Source organism: Pseudoxanthomonas composti (genome assembly GCF_004122095.1).
Lineage (GTDB): Bacteria > Pseudomonadota > Gammaproteobacteria > Xanthomonadales > Xanthomonadaceae > Pseudoxanthomonas_A > Pseudoxanthomonas_A composti.
Genome location: NZ_SAWZ01000005.1, coordinates 42336 through 62430, shown reverse-complemented (window position 1 = coordinate 62430; position 20095 = coordinate 42336). Strand labels below are relative to the sequence as shown.

13 protein-coding genes and 2 pseudogenes are annotated in these 20095 nt (G+C 68.6%); 8 read left to right on the top strand and 7 right to left on the bottom strand.

Annotation, left to right across the window (positions count from 1 at the left end; all coding sequences use genetic code 11):
• Positions 1-23: 23 nt before the first annotated feature.
• The 3 genes from EPA99_RS10445 to EPA99_RS10435 all read right to left on the bottom strand — a co-directional run bounded on the left by EPA99_RS10445 (position 24) and on the right by EPA99_RS10435 (position 3405).
• Positions 24-1316, bottom strand: coding sequence for a tetratricopeptide repeat protein (locus tag EPA99_RS10445; protein WP_129471177.1), 1293 nt, complete (start codon positions 1314-1316; stop codon positions 24-26).
• A gap of 98 nt (positions 1317-1414) precedes the next feature.
• On the bottom strand, positions 1415-1852 hold the full coding sequence (locus EPA99_RS10440) for a hypothetical protein (RefSeq protein ID WP_129471176.1): 438 nt from the start codon (positions 1850-1852) through the stop codon (positions 1415-1417).
• Between the two features lie 53 nt (positions 1853-1905).
• Positions 1906-3405, bottom strand: coding sequence for a helicase HerA-like domain-containing protein (locus EPA99_RS10435; RefSeq protein WP_129471175.1), 1500 nt, complete (start codon positions 3403-3405; stop codon positions 1906-1908).
• Positions 3406-3597: 192 nt separating this feature from the next.
• Between EPA99_RS10435 and EPA99_RS10430 the strand changes: the two genes are divergently transcribed.
• From EPA99_RS10430 to EPA99_RS10415, 4 genes are all read left to right on the top strand, one after another.
• Positions 3598-5193, top strand: a complete 1596-nt coding sequence (locus EPA99_RS10430; protein ID WP_129471174.1) for a transglycosylase SLT domain-containing protein — start codon at positions 3598-3600, stop codon at positions 5191-5193.
• A 144-nt stretch (positions 5194-5337) separates the two neighbouring features.
• On the top strand, positions 5338-6585 hold the full coding sequence (locus EPA99_RS10425) for an efflux RND transporter periplasmic adaptor subunit (RefSeq protein ID WP_129471173.1): 1248 nt from the start codon (positions 5338-5340) through the stop codon (positions 6583-6585).
• 237 nt (positions 6586-6822) lie between these two features.
• Positions 6823-10056, top strand: coding sequence for an efflux RND transporter permease subunit (locus tag EPA99_RS10420; protein ID WP_129471172.1), 3234 nt, complete (start codon positions 6823-6825; stop codon positions 10054-10056).
• 30 nt (positions 10057-10086) lie between these two features.
• Positions 10087-13245, top strand: a complete 3159-nt coding sequence (locus EPA99_RS10415; RefSeq protein WP_129471171.1) for an efflux RND transporter permease subunit — start codon at positions 10087-10089, stop codon at positions 13243-13245.
• Positions 13246-13930: 685 nt separating this feature from the next.
• Here the strand turns inward: EPA99_RS10415 and EPA99_RS10410 are convergent.
• The 4 genes and pseudogenes from EPA99_RS10410 to EPA99_RS10395 form a co-directional block, all read right to left on the bottom strand.
• A pseudogene (locus EPA99_RS10410) lies at positions 13931-14077 on the bottom strand (archaetidylserine decarboxylase); the annotation flags it as partial.
• Between the two features lie 32 nt (positions 14078-14109).
• Positions 14110-14256 (bottom strand): annotated as a pseudogene (locus EPA99_RS10405) (archaetidylserine decarboxylase); the annotation flags it as partial.
• A 32-nt stretch (positions 14257-14288) separates the two neighbouring features.
• Positions 14289-15137 (bottom strand): archaetidylserine decarboxylase, encoded by an 849-nt coding sequence (asd, locus tag EPA99_RS10400; protein ID WP_129471170.1) that lies wholly within the window; start codon positions 15135-15137, stop codon positions 14289-14291.
• Complete coding sequence (locus tag EPA99_RS10395) at positions 15134-15784, bottom strand: SCO family protein (protein WP_129471169.1); 651 nt, start codon at positions 15782-15784, stop codon at positions 15134-15136. Before EPA99_RS10395 ends, asd begins: the two co-directional genes overlap by 4 nt.
• Positions 15785-15865: 81 nt before the next feature.
• Here EPA99_RS10395 and prmB point away from each other — a divergent pair, with 81 nt between their 5' ends.
• The 4 genes from prmB (at position 15866) to EPA99_RS10375 (ending at position 20094) form a co-directional block, all read left to right on the top strand.
• The gene (prmB, locus tag EPA99_RS10390; RefSeq protein ID WP_129471168.1) at positions 15866-16795 is read left to right on the top strand and encodes a 50S ribosomal protein L3 N(5)-glutamine methyltransferase; all 930 of its coding nucleotides are present in this window, start codon (positions 15866-15868) and stop codon (positions 16793-16795) included.
• Entirely contained in the window at positions 16792-17904 is a 1113-nt protein-coding gene (gene aroC / locus EPA99_RS10385) for a chorismate synthase (protein WP_129471167.1), read from the top strand. The genes prmB and aroC overlap by 4 nt, the downstream gene beginning before the upstream one ends.
• Positions 17897-18964, top strand: coding sequence for a 2-hydroxyacid dehydrogenase (locus EPA99_RS10380; protein ID WP_129471166.1), 1068 nt, complete (start codon positions 17897-17899; stop codon positions 18962-18964). The genes aroC and EPA99_RS10380 overlap by 8 nt, the downstream gene beginning before the upstream one ends.
• Before the next feature lie 95 nt (positions 18965-19059).
• Positions 19060-20094 (top strand): aspartate-semialdehyde dehydrogenase, encoded by a 1035-nt coding sequence (locus EPA99_RS10375; RefSeq protein ID WP_129471165.1) that lies wholly within the window; start codon positions 19060-19062, stop codon positions 20092-20094.
• Position 20095 lies beyond the last annotated feature (1 nt).

Sequence of the window (20095 nt, the reverse complement as noted above, 5' to 3'; positions counted from 1 at the left end):
TTCGCGGGCGAGGGCGAGCGGGCTCAGCTGGTAGGCGAGACCGCCCGCAATGCCGCTTCCAGCTTCGGCCGCTGGGCCGGGTCCTCGCAGCGCTCCAGTGCCACGGTGAGCAGGGCCCGTGCCTGATCATCGCGCCCGAAGCGCTCGGCCAGCAGCAGGGCTGCGTCCAGCGACCATTGCGAAAATTCCGGTGCCCGCGGCCAAGCCCGAAGCATGGCGTGCAAGGCATCGACCGTGAGCTGCGATTGCCCGGACTGGCGTGCGCGTTCGACCAGGTGCGTGGCTTGCTCCTGCGTCAGCGGCACGAAATCCGCATCGGCCTCCAGCGACTCGCGCAACAGCGCCAGCGCACGCCGGTCCTGCTTTTCGGCCAGCAGCTGGCCGAGGAAGTAGCGCGCATGCTCGGCACGTTCCCCCGCAAGGCCGCTCTTGGCCAGCAGGCGCTGATAGAGCTCATGGACCGGCAGGCCGACCGCGCGCGAGCGCACGTCCGCGCGCAGGACCTCCAATGCGGTGTCCAGGCGGCCTTCGCGGACGTGGCCCTCGGCCTCGTCCAGCAGGCGCTGGTCGGGCGCATCGCGCTGGAAGTCCACGCGCGCATGCGCGGCCGGCGAGTAACCCAGTTCCTCGTGGTACTGGTAGACCAGGTAGCCCATCAGGTGGAAGGTGGCGAACAGGGCCCAGATGCTCACCAGCATCAGCACCACATCGCCCAGGACCGGCGGCATGACATTGCCCAGCCAGTGCCTGGCGGTCGCGGCGCTGGCCTGGATGACGAACAGCAGGCCGAACGCCGCCAGGTACGGCCAACCGATGCGCACGGCCAGGCCCAGCGACACCATCGGATTGGCCGCCCGGCGCAGGCTGCCGTCCATGGCCAGCGAGATCACCGCGCCGGGCTGCATGAACACGCACAGCACCATCGCGACCAGCGCCAGGATGGGACTGACCAGGATGGCCAGCGCGACCACCAGGGCGATCATCAGGATCATCAACGCCAGCATGCGCAGCACGGCGCCATCGATCAGTTCTCCCTGGGCGACCTCCGGGGCATCCATGAAGCCATCGGCGGTGTTGCGCAGGATGTCGAAGGCGGCTTTGTAAATGCCCAGCCACGTCATCAGGGCGAAGATCATCCCGATCGGACCGGGCAGCAGCGCCAGCAGCGACAGGGCGGTCAGCGCCAGCATGGTGTAAAGGGCCGCACCGCGCAGCGGTGACGACATGATGCTGGGCAGGCGCTGCCAGAACGGTTCGGGTGCTTCGGGTTTGCGCGCACGACCCAGCGCGCCTGACGCGTTCAGACGACCTTCCATGACCTGTCCCCATTCAGGTAAAAGCTGAGCGCCGATTTTGCGATGCAGTAAAGGGCCGGCGCAAGCGCGTACAGCGTGCCTAGCGCCGCCCCGGCCGACTACTGCGCGGGTTTGCGCCGGAAGTGGTGCAGCCCATCCTGGCTGCGCATGTCATCGGCCGAGACCAGGGTGAATCGCACGGTCTGGCCATCGGTGTCCGTGGGCGTCAGCGCGATGCTGGAGCGTCCGGCCGGGATCCACACGCCGTCGGAGGACAGCTGGGCGCCGGCGGTGGTCAGGGTCTGCCGATAGGTGCCATCAGCCAGCAGTACCAGCTCCGAGTCGGCTTCGACGAAGGTCCCGGCCAGCATCTGGGCCGACAGGGTATTGCCCTTGGCATCCATCAGGCTGGCCTGGTCGAGGGCGCGATCCGCAGGAGGCGCTGGCGCAGGGGCCGGTGCTTCGGAGGCGGCGGGCGTGGCCGGCGGCTGCTGCGGCGTGCACGCGGCGGTGGCCAAGAGCGTTGCCAGGGCAAGGGCTGCAGTCCAGTGTTTCATCATCGCTCCTCAAGGCGTGTGCGCATCTTCGCAGCCGGCGGCGGCCACGGACGTCAACGTCGCTTCCCGCCCATGATTCCGCCCAGCAGGCCGCGCAGGATCTGTCGGCCCAGCTGGCTGCCCACGGTGCGCGCGGTCTGCTTGGCCATGGCCTCCACCACACCCTGGCGCCGGCCGTTGCCGAACAAGGTGTCGCGGACCATCTTGCCGATGGGGCTGCCTTCTTCCTCGACCGGTTTGGCCGGCGGCGCCTGCGTGGTCTCGGTGGCGGTCTGCGCGCGTCTGGCCAGCATTTCCGCGGCGGACTCGCGGTTGACCGGCTGGTCGTACTTGATGCCGACCGGGCTGCCGGCACGGACCTGGCCACGCTCGGCCTCGGTGATGGCGCCCATGCGACAGCGCGGCGGGGCGATCAGCGTGTGCTGCACCGGCGCCGGCACGCCCTTGTCCTGCAGCGTAGACACCAGCGCCTCGCCGGTGCCCAGCGTGGACAGCGTGTGCACCACATCGAGCTTGGGGTTGGGGACGAAGGTCTCGCCCGCGGTCCTGACCGCCTTCTGGTCGCGCGGAGTAAAAGCGCGCAGGGCGTGCTGGACGCGGTTGCCCAGCTGGCCCAGCACGTTGTCCGGCACGTCGTCGGGGAACTGCGAGCAGAAGTACACGCCCACGCCCTTGGAGCGGATTAGCCGCACGACCTGCTCGATGCGCTGCTGCAGCGCCGGCGGGGCGTCGTTGAACAACAGGTGCGCCTCGTCGAACACGAACACCAGCTTGGGCTTGTCCAGGTCGCCCACCTCGGGCAGGGTCTCGAACAGCTCCGACAGCAGCCACAGCAGGAAGGACGAATACAGCCTTGGCTTGAGCACCAGCTGGTCGGCCGCAAGCAGGCCGATGACGCCGCGCCCGTCGGGGGCCACGCGCATCAGGTCGGCCAGCTCCAGCGCCGGTTCGCCGAAGAACTGCTCGCCGCCGTCCTGTTCCAGCCGCAGCAAGGCGCGCTGGATGGCGGCCACCGATGGCGCACTGACCAGGCCGTACTCGGTGGAGATGGTCTTGCGCTCCTCGGCGACGAGGGCCAGCAGGGCCCGCAGGTCGTCCAGGTCCAGCAACAGCAGTCCGCGGTCGTCGGCCAGCTTGAACACGATGTCCAGCACGCCGGACTGGGTGTCGTTGAGCTCCAGGATGCGTCCCAGCAGCGCGGGTCCCATCTCCGAGACCGTGGTGCGCACCGGGTGGCCGCGTTTGCCGTACAGGTCCCACAGGATCACCGGGCTGGCGGCCGGGGCGTAGTCGCTCACCCCGATCTCCGCGGCGCGGGCGCTGACGCGTTCGCTGCCATCGCCGGCCATGGCCAGCCCGGCCACGTCGCCCTTCACATCGGCCATGAACACCGGCACGCCAATCCGCGAGAAGCCCTCGGCCAGCGTCATCAGGGTCACGGTCTTGCCGGTACCCGTGGCGCCGGCCACCAGCCCATGGCGATTGCCGAACCGCGGCAGCAGGTGCACGGGAATCTGGTCGGTGATGCCCTTGCCGAGCAGGATAGGGTCCATGGGGCGCTCCGGGAGGGGATGGGCGATCTTAAGGCTAGGAACGAGTGGAGAGGAACGAGGAACGAGTGAGAGCGGGCGGGAGACTGCTTTCACTCGTTCCTCTCCACTCGTTCCTCGTTTCTCGCTCCATGCAGTTGCCGCTGCCGACCGTGCGCGGCTACCCTGCCGCTCCACTCGCTGTGCCCGGTCCTGATGCCAGTTCATGTCTTTCGCGCTTGTTCGCGCCCCTTGCTCCGTCGCCTGCCGTTGCTGGTCCTGCTGCCCCTGTTGAGTCTGTCCGGTCACGCGCTGGCGCGGGTGTCGGCCAAGGACCAGGCGGCCATCGACGCGTTGAACCAGCGCATGGCGCAGGCCGAACGGCGCTATGCCGATGCGCTGGTGCTCACCGCCAACAGCGATCCCAAGGGCCAGGTCGAGAGCGATGCGGCGCTGGAGGACATGGAAGATGTCATCGATGCCTGCATCAAGCAGCGCAACTGCCAGCCGCATACGCTGCTGGCCACCTACAAGCGTCTGCTCAAGCAGAACGCCGACGCCAGCGCCGAGGCCGCCGACGACGAGGTGATCGGCGAGGGCGACCCGCTGGACGATGGCAACGACCACAGCGCGCCGATGCCGGCCCTGCCCGAGTCGGCCCGCACCGAGCGCCTGCTCAACGACCGCCGCCACGATTTCGATGCCATGGTCGAATACAACCCGGCCGTGCAGGCGGGCATCCGCCGCTGGCTGACGGACATGCGCGGCACGCTGATCACCAGCTACGAGAACTACCAGAACATGCGCCCGCAGATGCAGCCGGGCTGGCAGGGCAGCGGGCTGCCCGAGGCGCTGCTGTTCGGCATCATGGCCAAGGAGTCCAACGGCAAGGTGCACGTCAGCTCGCGTGCCGGCGCCGCCGGGCCGCTGCAGTTCATGCCGGCCACGGGCAGGCGCTTCAACCTGGGCCCGGACGGGACCGGCTTTGACACGCGCTTCGATGCCTACGCCTCGGCCGAGGCCGCCGCCGCGTACATGAACGAGCGCATGCGCGAGCTCAACAACAGCATCGAGTATGCGCTGGCCGCCTACAACGGCGGCGAGGGCCGCGCGGCCCGCGTGTTCCGCCAGTACGGCGGCCGCGGCTTCTGGGATGCTGATGTCTATCGCGAGTTTCCGCCTGAGACGCAGGACTACGTGCCGATGGTGATCGCCGCGGCCTGGCTGTACCTGCATCCCAAGCAGTACGGGCTGGAGTTCCCCAAGCTCAACATCAAGCCAGCCACCTTCAAGCTGGCGCGCGCCGCCTCGATCTACGAGCTGACCATCTGCCTGGGCAACGGCGGCACCCGCGAGGGCTTCATGCGCACCCTGCGCAACCTCAACCCGCGCTACCAGGCCGAAACCTGGATCCCGGCCGGGGCCTCGCTCAACGCCACCACGCATATCGCCAACCTCTATCAGCGCTACTGTGTCAGCGGCCCGCGCGCCGAGTTGGCCCGCACCCTGGTCACGGCCGACCTGTCCACGGCGCTGCGCCGCGAGCCGCCGCGCACCGGCAACGTCGCCGTCGGCGAGGTGGCCGCCGTGCCCGGCGTGCCGACCACGGTCGCCACCGGCACGCCCAAGCCGGCCACGCCCAAGACCCGGCAGACGCGCCAGTACAAGGTGGCGCGCGGCGACACATTGGGTGGCATCGCCGGCAAGTTCGACTGCGAGGTCCCGGAGCTGGCAAAGGCCAACAAGCTGCGCGCGCCGGGCTACGCGCTCAAGCCTGGCCAGCAGCTCAAGCTGGTCGGCTGCGGACGCTGAGCCGAAACCTGCTCCTTGCTGAACGGAGCCGAATCCGGCTCCGTCTCCCGTGTCATCAGTCATGCAGGCACGCGCGTTTGCAACCGGTAACCTTGTCGGCTTGAGCCAAGGGCCCCCGCAGCCCCAGCCTTGGAGAACGTTTGCATGTCGCGTAAATGGAAGATCGCCCTGTGGGTGATCGGTGGTGTGGTGGTGCTGGGCCTGGGTTTGCGCATGTGCCACCGCCCGGAAGCGGATGCGGGGCGAGGCCCGGGCGCGGGCATGCAGGGGCAGGGCAACGGCGGCGAGCCGGCCGGCCCGGTGCCGGTGACGGTGGTCCCGGTGGCGCGACAGGACGTGCCGGTCTATCTCACCGCCCTGGGCACGGTCTCGGCGCTCAACACCGTCACGGTCAATCCGCAGGTCGGCGGCCAGCTGATGAGCCTGAACTTCCGTGAGGGCGAGCTGGTCAAGAAGGGCCAGGTGCTGGCCCAGATCGACCCGCGCGCCCTGCAGGCCAGCTACCAGCAGGCCCAGGCTTCGAAGAAGCAGAATGAGGCCCTGCTGGCCACGGCGCGCGCCAATTTCCAGCGCTCCAACGACCCGGCCTACCAGCAGTACGTGTCCAAGATCGACCTGGACACCCTGCGCAACAACGTGGCCCAGTACCAGGCCTCGGTGGCCGCCAGCCAGGCCGCTGCCGAGGCCGCCAGCGTGCAGCTGCAGTTCACCCGCATCGTCTCGCCGATCGACGGCATCGCCGGCATCCGCGGCGTGGACGTGGGCAACGTGGTGACCACCTCGACCGCGATCGTCACCATCACCCAGGTGCAGCCGATCTACGCCACCTTCAACCTGCCGGAGAAGAACCTGGAAGCCGTGCGCAAGGCGCAGGCCGCCGGGACGCCCTCGGTCACCGCGCTGGACCGCGAGGACGCCAAGGTGATCGCCGAGGACGGCGTGCTGGACGTGGTGGACAACCAGGTCAGCACCGACAGCGGCACCTTCCGCCTGCGTGCGCGGTTCCCCAACGATGATCGCCAGCTGTGGCCGGGCCAGTTCAGCAATATCCGCCTGAAGGTCGCCGACATCGGTGGCGGGCTGGTGGTGCCGACCCAGGCCGTGCAGCGCGGGCCGGACGGCGATTACGTCTACGTGGTGCAGCAGGACAACACCGTCAAGCTGCAGACCGTGGTCACCGGCGTGGAGGTGGGCGATACCCACCTGCTGGTCACCGAGGGCCTGAAGGAGGGTGAGCGCGTGGTCACCGAGGGCCAGTTCCGGCTCAAGCCCGGCGCCAAGGTCAATCCGCTCAAGCCGGGCGAGGTGCCGCCGGCGCCCACCGATGAGGAATTGAAGAAGGCAGCCGAAGGCAAGGGCAAGGGTGGCGGTCGCCGCGGCCCGCCGCGCTGACCCCCGGGTCGTGTCGACGATCGATCGTAGACAGGCCCTCGAGCGGCGCTTGCCGATGCGCGGGGAGCGCGGCGTACCGGCGGTATGCGCGTACTGCCGGCATCGCAGGCGCGCCAGCCGGCAGGTCCGCCGCGATCGCAGACCAGCTCTGAGCACGTATCTCCGCGGAAGGCACGCAAGGCCTTCCGTCCCGCCAGCGGCACTCGCCGCGACGATGGACTGACAGGACACCGATCCGTGGGCTTTTCCAGCATCTTCATCCGCCGCCCCATTGCCACCACGCTGTTGATGATCGGCGTGGTGCTGCTGGGCCTGATCGGTTACCGCAGCCTGCCGGTGTCGGCACTGCCGGAAATCGACTCGCCCAGCCTGGTGGTGACCACCCAGTACCCCGGTGCCAGCGCCTCCACAATGGCCTCGCTGGTGACCACGCCGCTGGAACGCCAGCTGGGGCAGATCTCCGGGCTGGAGATGATGACCTCCGACTCCTCGGCGGGTCTTTCCACCATCGTCCTGCAGTTCTCGATGGAGCGGGACATCGACATCGCCGCCCAGGACGTGCAGTCGGCGATCCGCCAGGCCACGCTGCCCAGCGGCCTGCCGTACCAGCCGGTCTACAACCGGGTCAATCCGGCCGACGCGGCCATCGTCACCCTCAAGCTGTCCTCGGACACGCTGCCGCTGCGCGAGGTCAACCGCTACGCCGATTCCATCCTGGCCCAGCGCCTGTCGCAGGTGCCGGGCGTGGGCCTGGTGTCCATCGCCGGCAACGTGCGCCCGGCCGTGCGCATCCAGGTCAACCCGGCTCAGCTGTCCAACATGGGCATGACCATGGAGGACCTGCGCAGCGCGCTGACGCAGGCCAACGTCAACGCGCCCAAGGGCTCGCTCAACGGCGCCACGCAGTCCTACAGCATCGGCACCAACGACCAGATCGAGAACGCCGCCGGCTACGCCGAGCAGATCATCCGCTTCAACAACAACCGCCCGGTGCTGCTGCGCGACGTGGCGCGCGTGGTCGATGGCGTGGAGAACGACCAGCTCTCGGCCTGGGCCGATGGCAAGCCGGCGGTCCTGCTGGAGATCCGCCGCCAGCCCGGCGCCAACATCGTCCAGACCGTCACCTCCATCCGCAAGCTGCTGCCCGAGCTGCGCGGGGTGTTGCCGGCCGACGTGTCGCTGGAGGTGTTTTCCGACCGCACCGAGACCATCCGCGCCTCGGTGCACGAGGTGCAGTTCACCCTGGTGCTGACCATCGCCCTGGTGGTGGCGGTGATCTTCGTGTTCCTGCGCCGGCTGTGGGCCACGATCATTCCTTCGGTGGCCGTGCCGCTGTCGCTGATCGGCACCTTCGGGGTGATGGCCTTCGCCGGCATGTCGCTGGACAACCTGTCGCTGATGGCGCTGGTGGTGGCCACCGGCTTCGTGGTGGACGACGCGATCGTGATGATCGAGAACATCGTGCGCTACATCGAGCAGGGCAAGAGCGGGCCGGAGGCAGCCGAGATCGGCGCCCAGCAGATCGGCTTCACCGTGCTGTCGCTGACCGTCTCGCTGGTGGCCGTGTTCCTGCCGCTGCTGCTGATGCCGGGCGTGACCGGACGGCTGTTCCACGAGTTCGCCTGGGTGCTGTCCATCGCCGTGGTCATCTCGATGCTGGTGTCGCTGACGCTGACGCCGATGATGTGCGCCTACCTGCTCAAGCCCGACGCGTTGCCCGAGGGCGACGACGCGCACGAGCGCACCGCCGCGGCCGGCAAGAAGAACCTGTGGTCGCGCACGGTGGGCCTGTACGAGCGCACGCTGGACATGGTGCTGGCGCGCCAGGGCCTGACCCTGGCCGTGGCGCTGGCCACGGTGCTGGTCACCGTGCTGCTGTACGTGATGATTCCCAAGGGGCTGCTGCCCGAGCAGGACACCGGCCTGATCACCGGCGTGGTGCAGGCCGACCAGACTGTGGCCTTCGAGCAGATGCAGCAGCGCACCCAGGCCGTGGCAGAGGCATTGCGCAAGGATCCGGACGTGACCGGCGTGGCCGCCTTCATCGGCGCCGGGTCGATGAACCCGACCCTGAGCCAGGGCCAGATCAGCATCGTGCTCAAGGAGCGCGGCCAGCGTGGCGCCCTGGATGAGGTGCTGCCGCGCCTGCAGAAGTCGGTGGAAGGCATTCCCGGGGTGGCGCTGTACCTCAAGCCGGTGCAGGACGTGACCCTGGACACGCGGGTGGCGGCCACCGAGTACCAGTTCTCCATGTCCGACGTGGACAGCACGCAGCTGCAGACTCAGGCCGAGCGCATGACCCAGGCCTTGCGCCAGCGCCCGGAGCTGGCCGATGTGAGCAACAACGCGGCCAACCAGGGGCGCGCGCTGGATATCTGGGTCGACCGCGAGAAGGCCAGCGCGCTGGGCGTGCCGATGCAGACCATCGACGACACGCTCTACGACGCCTACGGCCAGCGCCAGATCTCCACCATCTTCACCCAGCTCAACCAGTACCGCGTGGTGCTGGAAGTGGCGCCGGAGTTCCGCACCCGCGATGCGCTGATGAACCAGCTGGCCGTGGCCAGCAACGGCAGCGGCGCGCTGACCGGTTCCAACGCCACCACGCTGGGACAGGTAACCTCGTCCAACTCCTCCACCGCCACCGGCATCGGCAACGCCAACATCGGCATCCCGGTCGGCGCGGGCAGCATCATCCCGCTGTCGGCACTGGCGACCGATTCGGTCGGCGCCACGCCGCTGGTGGTCAGCCACCAGCAGCAGCTGCCGGCCATCACCATCTCCTTCAACCTGGCCCCGGGTTATTCGCTGTCCGAGGGCGTGGCGGCGATCAACGCCGTGCGCGAAGAGCTGGCCCTGCCCGAGCAGATCCATACCCAGTTCATCGGCAAGGCCGCCGAGTACTCCTCCAGCCAGTCCGACGTGGTGTGGCTGCTGATCGCCGCGGTGGTGGTGATCTACATCGTGCTGGGCGTGCTGTACGAGAGCTACATCCACCCGCTGACGATCATCTCCACCCTGCCGCCGGCCGGCGTGGGCGCGCTGCTGGCGCTGTGGCTGTGCGGCTTCAGCCTGTCGGTGGACGGTATCGTCGGCATCGTGCTGCTGATCGGCATCGTCAAGAAGAACGCGATCATGATGATCGACTTCGCCATCGAGGCCAAAGCCGAGGGTATGAGCGCCTACGATGCGATCCGTCGCGCCTGCCTGCTGCGCTTCCGCCCGATCATGATGACCACCGCCGCGGCGCTGCTGGGCGCCTTGCCGCTGGCGCTGGGCGATGGCATCGGCTCGGAGCTGCGCAAGCCGCTGGGCGTGTCCATTGTCGGCGGCCTGCTGCTCTCGCAGTTGGTCACCCTGTACACCACGCCGGTGATCTACCTGTACATGGAGCGGCTGTCCGAGCGGCTGGCGGCCTGGCGCGCGCGCCGCGCCGCGCGTGCCGGCCTGCCGACGCCGGAAGCCCGCTGATGCAACGCCTGCGCCCCCGCGGAGGTCGTCATGGCCAGTAAGTTCAGCCTCTCGGCGCTGTTCATCCGGCGGCCCATCGGCACCTCGCTGCTGGCCATCGGCCTGTTCGTCATCGGCCTGATCTGCTACCTGCGCCTGGGCGTGGCCGCGCTGCCCAACCTGCAGGTGCCGGTGATCTTCGTGCAGGCCAGCCAGCCCGGCGCCGATGCCAGCACCATGGCCTCCACCGTGACCGCGCCGCTGGAGCGGCGCCTGGGCCAGGTGCCCGGCATCGAGACCATGCGCTCGAACAGCTCCGAAGGCCGGAGCATGGTGTTCCTGATCTTCCAGGCCAGCCGCAACATCGATGCCGCCGCGCAGGATGTGGCGGCCGCGCTCAGCGCGGCCAGCGCGGACCTGCCATCGGGCATGGGCACACCCAGCTTCCAGAAGGCCAATCCCAACGACGATCCGCTGATCGCCCTGGCGCTGACCTCGGACACGCAGTCGGCCGCCGACCTGTACAACCTGGCCGACTCGCTGCTGGCCCAGCGCCTGCGCCAGATCGACGGGGTGGCCTCGGTGGATATCGCCGGCGCCTCCACGCCGGCCGTGCGCGTGGACGTCAACCTGCGCGCGCTCAACGCCATGGGCCTGTCGCCGGACGACCTGCGCAACGCGGTGCGCGCGGCCAACGTGATCTCGCCCACCGGCTTCCTGTCCGACGGCAAGAGCACGATGAGCATCCGCGCCAACGATGCGGTCGGCGCGGCCGCGGATTTCGCCGACCTGGCCATCTCCAACCAGGACGGGCGCATCGTGCGCCTGAAGGACGTGGCCGAGGTCTACGACGGCCAGCAGGATGCCTACCAGGCCGCCTGGTTCAACGGCAAGCCGTCGGTGGTGATGTACGTCTACCTGCGCGGCGGCGCCAACGTGGTGGCCACGGTGGACCGCATCAAGACGCAGATCCCGACGCTGCAGAGCTATCTCTCGCCCGGCACCACGCTGACCCCGTACTACGACCGCACCCCGACCATCCGCTCCTCGCTGCACGAGGTGGAGTTCACCCTGCTGATCAGTCTGGCGATGGTGATTCTGGTGATGGCGCTGTTCCTGCGGCGCCTGGCGCCGACGCTGATCGCCGCGGTCACCGTGCCGCTGTCGCTGGCCGGCTCGGCGGTGGTGATGTACGCGCTGGGCTATACGCTCAACAACCTGAGCCTGCTGGCGCTGGTGATCGCGATCGGTTTCGTGGTGGACGATGCCATCGTGGTGATCGAGAACATCATGCGCCACCTGGACCAGGGCATGCCGCGGATGGAGGCGGCGCTGCTGGGCTCGCGCGAGATCGGCTTCACCATCGTCTCCATCACCGTCTCGCTGATGGCGGTGTTCATTCCCATCCTGTTCGCGCAGGGAATGATGGGGGCGTTCTTCCGCGAGTTCACGGTGACGCTGCTGGCCGCCATCGGCGTGTCGGCCATCGTCTCGCTCACGCTCACGCCCACGCTGTGCAGCCGCTTCCTGTCCGCGCACAAGGACGCCAAGCCCACCACCCGCACCGGGCGCGTGATCGAGGCCGGGCACGGGCTGATGGAGCGCATCTACACGGTCTGCCTGGATTTCAGCCTGCGCCATGCGCTGTTGCTGGCGCTGACCCCGCTGATGCTGATCGCCGCGACCTTCTACCTGGGCGGCAAGGTCAAGGGCGGCAGCTTCCCGCCGCAGGACACCGGGCTGATCTGGGGCCGGGCCCAGTCCAGCGCCACGGTGTCCTTCGCCGACATGGTCAGCCGCCAGCGCCGCATCACCGACATGCTGATGGCCGACCCGGCGGTGAAGGTGGTCGGCGTGCGCCTGGGCAGTGGCCGCCAGGGCTCCAGCGCGCAGTTCAACGTGGAGCTCAAGCGCCGCGACGAGGGCCGCAAGGAGACCACCGCGCAGGTGCTGGCGCGTCTGAGCGCCAAGGCCGACCGCTACCCGGACCTGGAACTGCGACTGCGCGCGGTGCAGGACCTGCCCAGCGACGACGGCGGTGGCGGAAGCCAGGGCGCCCAGTACCAGGTCTCGCTGCGCGCCAACGAGATCTCAGAGTTGCAGGTCTGGCTGCCCAAGCTGGTGGCCGCGCTCAAGGCCAACCCCAAGTTCCGCGACGTCGGCAGCGACATCGAGGAGGGCGGCCTGCGCCAGAACATCGTGATCGACCGCGACCGCGCCGCGCAGCTGGGCATCTCCATCGGCGCGATCGACGGCGCCTTGTATGGCGCCTTCGGCCAGCGCTCGGTGTCCACCATCTACTCGGACCTGAACCAGTACAGCGTGGTGGTCAACGCCTTGCCCAACCAGACCGCCACGCCGGAGGACCTGGACAAGGTGATGTTGCGCACGCGCAGCGGGCAGATGGTGCCGCTGAGCACGGTGGCCACGCAGACCTCGGGCCTGGCGCCCTCGCAGGTGCAGCACCAGAACCAGTACACGACCATGAGCCTGAGCTACAACCTGGCCGATGGCGTGGCCACGGGCGATGCGCGCGAGATCATCCAGGCCACCTTCGACGGCATGCGCCCGCCGGGCGATGTGAAGATCGTCGAGCCGGGCCGCTGGGGCTTCGACGCCAGCCCGGCGACCATGCTGATCCTGGTGTTCGCCGCGATCCTGACGGTCTACATCGTGCTGGGCATGCTCTACGAGCACCTGGTGCACCCGGTGACCATCCTGTCCACCCTGCCTGCCGCGGGCGTGGGCGCGCTGCTGGCGCTGGTGGTGACCAACACCGAGCTGTCGGTGATCTCGATGATCGCGCTGGTGCTGCTGATCGGCATCGTCAAGAAGAACGCGATCATGATGATCGACTTCGCCCTGGTGGCCCAGCGCGAGCACGGCCTGACCCCGCGCGAAGCCGCACGCGAGGCCTCGCTGGTGCGCTTCCGCCCGATCATGATGACCACGATGGTGGCGATCCTGGCGGCGGTGCCGATCGCCATCGGCCTGGGCGAAGGCTCGGAGCTGCGCCGTCCGCTGGGTATCGCGTTGATCGGCGGCCTGCTGATCTCGCAGAGCCTGACCCTGCTCAGCACGCCTGCGCTCTACGTGATCTTCTCCTGCCTGCAGGAGCGCTGGCGCGCCCGCCGCGAGCGCCGGCGCCAACGCAAGCTGGAGAAGCGCCGGAGCAGGGCAATGGCGAAAAGCGCCGAGGGCCGCGCCTGATCTTCGAGGACCTACGGCTTGGGCGACGGCGGCTGCCGCGCCCGCGCCGTTCGTTTCGCGGCAGTGGTGGATAAGCAAGCGCCATCCACCCGCGCAGGGTGGGCAACGCGAGGCTTGTCCACCAAGGCGCCGGCGGCGGCTGAGCGCGAGATGCCGCCATGCCCGCGCCGTTCGTTTCGCGGAGGTGGTGGATGGAAGAGCGCCATCCACCCTACGTAGGGTGGGCAACGCGAAGCTTGCCCACCGCGGCACCAGCGGCGGCTGAGCGCGAGATGCCGCCATGCCCACGCTGTTCGTTTTGCGGTGATGGTGGATGGAAAAGCGCCATCTACCCTACGTAGGGTGGACAACGCGAAGCTTGCCCACCGCGGCACCGGCGGCGGCTGAGCGCGAGATGCCGCCATGCCCGCGCTGCTCGTTTTGCGGTGATGGTGGATGGAAGAGCGCCATCCACCCTACGTAGGTGGACAACGCGAAGCTTGTCCACCAAGGCGCCAGCGGCAGCTGAGCGCGAGATGCCGCCAGCCCGCGCTGCTCGTTTTGCGGAGGTGGTGGATGGAGAAGCGCCATCCACCCTACGTAGGGTGGACAACGCGAAGCTTGTCCACCAAAGCGACCAAGGGTGATACGCGGGCAAGCTCTTCGTGGCCGATTGCTTAGGCCAAGGTCGGCGCGCCGCCGCGCGTCAGCGATCGATGCGCCTGGCCAGCGCTTGTCCCAGGCGCACGGGCGATTCGGCGTGGAGCTCGGGCGTCAGCTCGGCCACGCCCGGCGGAATCAGCACGATGACCGTCGAGCCGTAGTTGAAGCGCGCCGCGCTGAGGAATGTTTCGGGCGCCCGTCAGGTCGGCGCGCCGCCGCCCGTCAGCGATCGACCCGCCTGGCCAGCGCTTGTCCCAGGCGCACCGGCGATTCGGCGTGGAGCTCGGGCATCAGCTCGGCCACGCCCGGCGGGATTAGCACGATGACGGTCGAGCCGTAGTTGAAGCGCGCCGCGCTGAGGAATGGTTCGGGCGCCCGTCAGGTTGGCGCGCCGCCGCGCGTCAGCGATCGATCCGCCTGGCGAGCGCTTGTCCCAGGCGCACCGGCGATTCGGCATGGAGCTCGGGCATCAGCTCGGCCACGCCCGGCGGAATCAGCACAATGACGGTCGAGCCGTAGTTGAAGCGCGCCATCTCCTCGAAGCGCTTGAGCGTGATGTTCTGGCCGCGCCAATCCTTGCGTGTGACCTGGGTGGCGTACTCGGGGATTTCCACGCCGCTCCATACCGTTTCCACGCCCGAGACCAGCATCGCGCCGACCATCACGCAGGCCATCGGTCCGAAGTCGGTATCGAAGTGGCACACCAGGCGCTCGTTGCGCGCGAACAGGCCGCGGACGTTGGCCACCGCATCGGTGCCGACGCTGAAAAGCCGCCCAGGGATATGCACGGTCTCGCGCAACGTCCCGGTCCACGGCATGTGCACGCGGTGATAGTCGCGCGGGGACAGGTAGACCGTGGCGTAGCGGCCGTGCTCGAACGGCGCGGCGGAGGCATCGTCGCCCAGCAGCTGCGAGGCGGTGAAGTGATGGCCCTTGGCCTGGAAGATCCGCCCGGCCTCGATCGGGCCGCACTGGCTGATATGGCCATCGGCCGGCATCACCAGCGTGTTGGGATCGGCATGCGCGGTGCGCGCGCCCTCGCGCAGGGCGCGGGTGAAGAAGGCATTGAAGGTGGGGTAGGCGCGCGGGTCCGGCTGCGCGGCTTCGGCCAGGTTGACGTTGAAGCGGTCCACCACCAGGTCGATCAGGCGCTGCTTGACCGCCGGCGAGGTGGAGTAGGCCAGGCGCCGCGCGGCGGAGGATAACAGGCGATGCGGCAAGGCGTAGGTGAGGGTGGTGAACAGGCTCATTTCAGCGAGGCCTCGGTCAGGTGCTGCAGATCGTTGGCGATCGCGGAGGGATTGAAGGGCGGGGTGATGATGCCGGCATAGCGCCCGCTCGGGTCGAGCACGGCGATGTTGGCCGAGTGGTCGACCGAGTAATCCTGCGGGTTGCGGTCGAAGTTCTCGCCCTTGGCTTTCATGAAGACGAAGCTGAGGGACTGGGCGAACTTCTCCAGCGTCGGCAGGTCGGCGGTCGCGGCCAGGGTGTCGCGGTGGAAGGCGTGGGCATACTCCCCCGCGCGCATCGGCGAGTCGCGTTCAGGGTCCACCGACACGAACAGCACGCGCGGGCGCACCGAGTCGGGCAGGGTGGACCACTGCTTCTGCGCCTTGGCCAGCTCGGCCAGCGTGGTTGGGCACACGTCCGGGCAGTAGGTGAAGCCCAGGAACACCAGGGTCCAATGGCCGTTGAGCTCGCCAGCGGTGAGCTGGGTGCCATCGGACTGCTGCAGCGCGAACTCCGGCAGCGGCCGCGACTGCGGAAACAGCGTGACGCTGGAGGTCTCCGGCCAGGCGCCATTGGCCTTGGGCTGCCAGACCTTGCGGGCGGCCAGCAGGCCAAGGCCGGCGGCCAGGGCCAGCAACAGGATGATCCCGACGGTGCGGTTGAACATTTCGGTTTCCCGTGCAACGAGCGCCGCATGATAGCGGCTTGCAGCTTTATACTTGGGCGCTGTCTCTCGATCCGCCCTGCCATGACCGCCGATACGGCCGCCGAACTGCATACCATCATCGACCTGATCCGCTACGGTGCCAGCCGTTTCAACGCTGCCGGGCTGACCTTCGGTCACAGTTACGACAACGCGGTGGACGAGGCGACCTTCCTGGTGTTGCACACCCTGCACCTGCCGCCGGACATCGGCCCGGCCTATGGCGCGGCCCGCGTGACCACCCCGGAGAAGCTGCAGGTACTGGCGCTGTTCGAGCGCCGCGTCAATGAGCGCGTGCCGGTGGCCTACCTGACCGGGGAAGCCTGGTTCGCCGGCCTGAGCTTCAAGAGCGACAAGCGCGCCCTGGTGCCGCGCTCGCCGATCGCCGAGCTGATCGAGTCCGGTTTCGAGCCCTGGCTGGCCGGCCGGCAGGTACGGCGTGCGTTGGACCTGTGCACCGGCTCGGGCTGCATCGCCATCGCCATGGCCCACTACAACCCCGACTGGGACGTGGACGGCGCCGACATCAGCGACGACGCCCTGGCGCTGGCGGCCGAGAACAAGGCGCGCCTGCATGCGGACAACCTCACGCTGCTCAAGTCCAACCTGTTCGCCGGGCTGGAAGGGCGCCACTACGACCTGATCGTCACCAATCCGCCGTACGTCACCAACGACGAGACCGACGCGCTGCCGCAGGAGTACGGCTACGAGCCGGAGCTGGGCCTGCGCGCGGGCGATGACGGCCTGGACCTGGTGCTGAAGATCCTGCGCGATGCGCCGCTGCACCTGTCCGAGGACGGCCTGCTGATCTGTGAGGTCGGCGAATCCGAGCAGCACCTGGTCCGGCTGCTGCCGGAGCTGGACCTGGCCTGGATCGAGTTCAAGGTCGGGCAGATGGGCATCTTCGCGGTCGAATGCCGCGAGCTGATCGCGCACAACGCGCGCATCACCGAGCTGGCTGCAAGCCGGCCATGAGCGCCAACAGCTTCGGCAAGCTGCTGACGGTCACCACCTTCGGCGAATCCCACGGCCCGGCCATCGGCTGCGTGGTTGATGGCTGTCCGCCGGGGCTGGAGCTGAGCGCCGAAGAATTCGCGCATGACCTGCAGCGTCGCGCCACCGGCAAGAGCCGCCACACCTCGGCGCGCCGCGAGGCCGACGAGATTGAGATCCTCTCCGGCGTCTACGAAGGCCGCACCACCGGCACGCCGATCGGCCTGCTGATCCGCAACACCGACCAGCGCAGCAAGGACTACACCAACATCGCCGCGCAGTTCCGTCCCGGACATGCCGACTACAGCTATTGGCAGAAGTACGGCATTCGCGACCCGCGCGGCGGCGGCCGCAGCTCGGCGCGCGAGACCACCATGCGCGTGGCCGCCGGCGTGATCGCCAAGAAGTGGCTGCGACAGCGTCACGGCGTGAGCGTGCGTGGCTTCCTGTCGCAGCTGGGGGAGATCCGGCCGGCCGGTTTCGACTGGAGCGCGGTGGAGGACAACCCGTTCTTCTGGCCGCACGCCCTGCAGGTGCCGGAACTGGAAACCTACATGGATGCGCTGCGCAAGTCCGGCGACTCGGTCGGTGCGCGCGTGGACGTGGTGGCCGACGGCGTGCCGCCGGGCTGGGGCGAGCCGATCTACGGCAAGCTCGATGGCGAACTCGCCGCGGCGCTGATGAGCATCAATGCGGTCAAGGGCGTGGAGATCGGCGATGGCTTCGCCGCGGCCGCGCAGAAGGGCACCGAGCACCGCGACCTGATCACCCCGCACGGCTTTCTCTCCAACCATGCCGGCGGCATCCTCGGCGGCATTTCCACCGGGCAGCAGGTCACCGCCTCCATCGTGCTCAAGCCCACCTCCAGCCTGCGCCTGCCCGGCGCCACGGTGGATGTGGACGGGCAGGTGGTCGATGTGATCACCACCGGCCGCCACGACCCCTGCGTAGGCATCCGCGCCACGCCGATCGCCGAGGCGATGGTCGCCCTGGTGCTGATGGATCAGGCGCTGCGCCATCGCGCCCAATGCGGCGATGTCGGCACGATCACCCCGCGCATTCCTGGCATGGCTGACGGCGCGCATGGCTGAGGCGCGGCCCCGGGTCTGGGTGAGCCAGCCGCTGTTCGACGCGGTCGTCGAACAGCTCGGCGCGCATTTCGACCTGGTCACCACCGCCCAGGTCACCGCCTACACGCCCGAGCTGATGGCCGAGCGCCTGGCCGGCGTGGACGGCGCGCTGGTCACGCTCAACGAGCGCGTGGGCGCCGCCGAAATCGCCCAGGCCCCCCGGCTGCGCGCCATCGCCAATGTCGGCGTCGGCTACAACAACCTGGACCTGGATGCGCTGAGCAAGGCCGGCATCGTGGCCACCAACACGCCGGACGTGCTGACCGAGACCACGGCCGATCTGGGCTTTTCGCTGCTCATGGCCGCCGCGCGCCGCATCACCGAATCCGAGCGCTGGCTGCGGGACGGTCGATGGCAACAGTGGTCGTTCAAGACCATGCTCGGCGCCGACATCCACGGCGCCACCCTGGGCATCCTGGGCATGGGCCGCATCGGCCAGGGCATCGCCCGCCGCGGCGCGCTGGGCTTCGGCATGAAGGTGCTGTACCACAATCGCTCGCGCCTGCCCGAAGCGCAGGAGCGCGAGGTCGGCGCCCAATACGTGGATCTGGACACGCTGCTGTCCCAGGCCGATCACCTGGTGCTGGTGCTGCCGTACACCCCGGCCTCGCACCACGTCATCAATGCCGCCGCGCTGGCCAGGATGAAGCCCACCGCCACGCTGGTGAACATCGCCCGCGGCGGCATCGTCGATGAGCTTGCGCTGGCCGATGCGCTGGCCCACGGCCGGCTGGCCGCCGCCGGCCTGGATGTCTTCGAGGGCGAGCCGGCCGTGCGCCCGGAGCTGCTGGCGCTGGACAACATCGTGCTGACCCCGCACATCGGCAGCGCCACCCTGGCCACGCGCCAGGCGATGGTGCAGCTGGCGGTGGACAACCTGGTCGCCGCCCTGGGCGCCGGCCCGGATGCCGGCCAACCGCCGAGCGCGCTGAACCTGGAGGCCATCAAAGCCGCCAAAGCCGGCCGTGCGATTGCAGGTGGCGACACCGGCGCGGGCAAAACCGACAGCGCCAAACGATAGGGAGCCTCTGCCGCAGTGCACCGAGCGGAGGTTCCCCGAACCCGGACTGCATGGCCAGAACGTCCCCATCTCATTCTCTCGAAGACAACACACTCATGAGCAACAACACCCCCCGTCGTTTCAACGTCGCCATCGTCGGTGCCACCGGCGCGGTCGGCGAGACCATGCTGTCCATCCTGGCCGAACGCGAGTTCCCCATCGGGCGCCTGTTCGCCCTGGCCTCCGAGCGCTCGGCCGGCGGCGAGATCGACTACCGCGGCAGCAAGATCACCGTGGAGGACCTGGCCACCTTCGATCCCTCGCAGGTGGATATCGCGCTGTTCTCCGCTGGCGGCAGCGTGTCCAAGGAGTACGCACCCAAGTTCGCCGCCGCCGGCGCGGTGGTGATCGACAACTCCTCGGCCTTCCGCTACGACGATGACGTGCCGCTGGTGGTGTCCGAGGTCAACCCGCACGCATTGAAGAACCGCCCGCGCGGCATCATCGCCAATCCCAACTGCTCGACCATGCAGCTGATGCCGGTGCTGGCGCCGATCCACCGCGAGTACGGCATCGAGCGCGTCAACGTGGCGACCTACCAGTCCGTCTCCGGCGGCGGTCGCTCGGCGCTTGAGGAACTGGGCAAGCAGACCGCGCAGATCATGAACTTCCAGGAGATCGATCCGCAGCGCTTCCCGGTGCAGATCGCCTTCAACCTGATCCCACACATCGACGACTTCCAGCCCAACGGCTACACCAAGGAAGAAATGAAGCTGGTGTGGGAGACGCAGAAGATCCTGGAAGACAGCAGCATCCAGGTGAACCCCACCGCGGTGCGCGTGCCGGTGTTCTACGGCCACTCCGAGGCGGTGAACATCGAGACCAAGAAGAAGATCACCCCGGAAGCGGCGCGCGAGCTGCTGGGCAAGGCCGCGGGCGTGGAAGTGGTCGACCGCCACGAGGCCGGCGGTTACCCGACCCCGGTGACCCATGCCTCCGGCAAGGACCCGGTGTTCGTCGGCCGCATCCGCGAGGACTTCTCGCATCCGCGCGGCCTGAACCTGTGGGTGGTGGCCGACAACATCCGCAAGGGCGCCGCGCTCAATGCGGTGCAGCTGGCCGAGCTGGTAGCCGCCGAATCGGCCGGCTGAT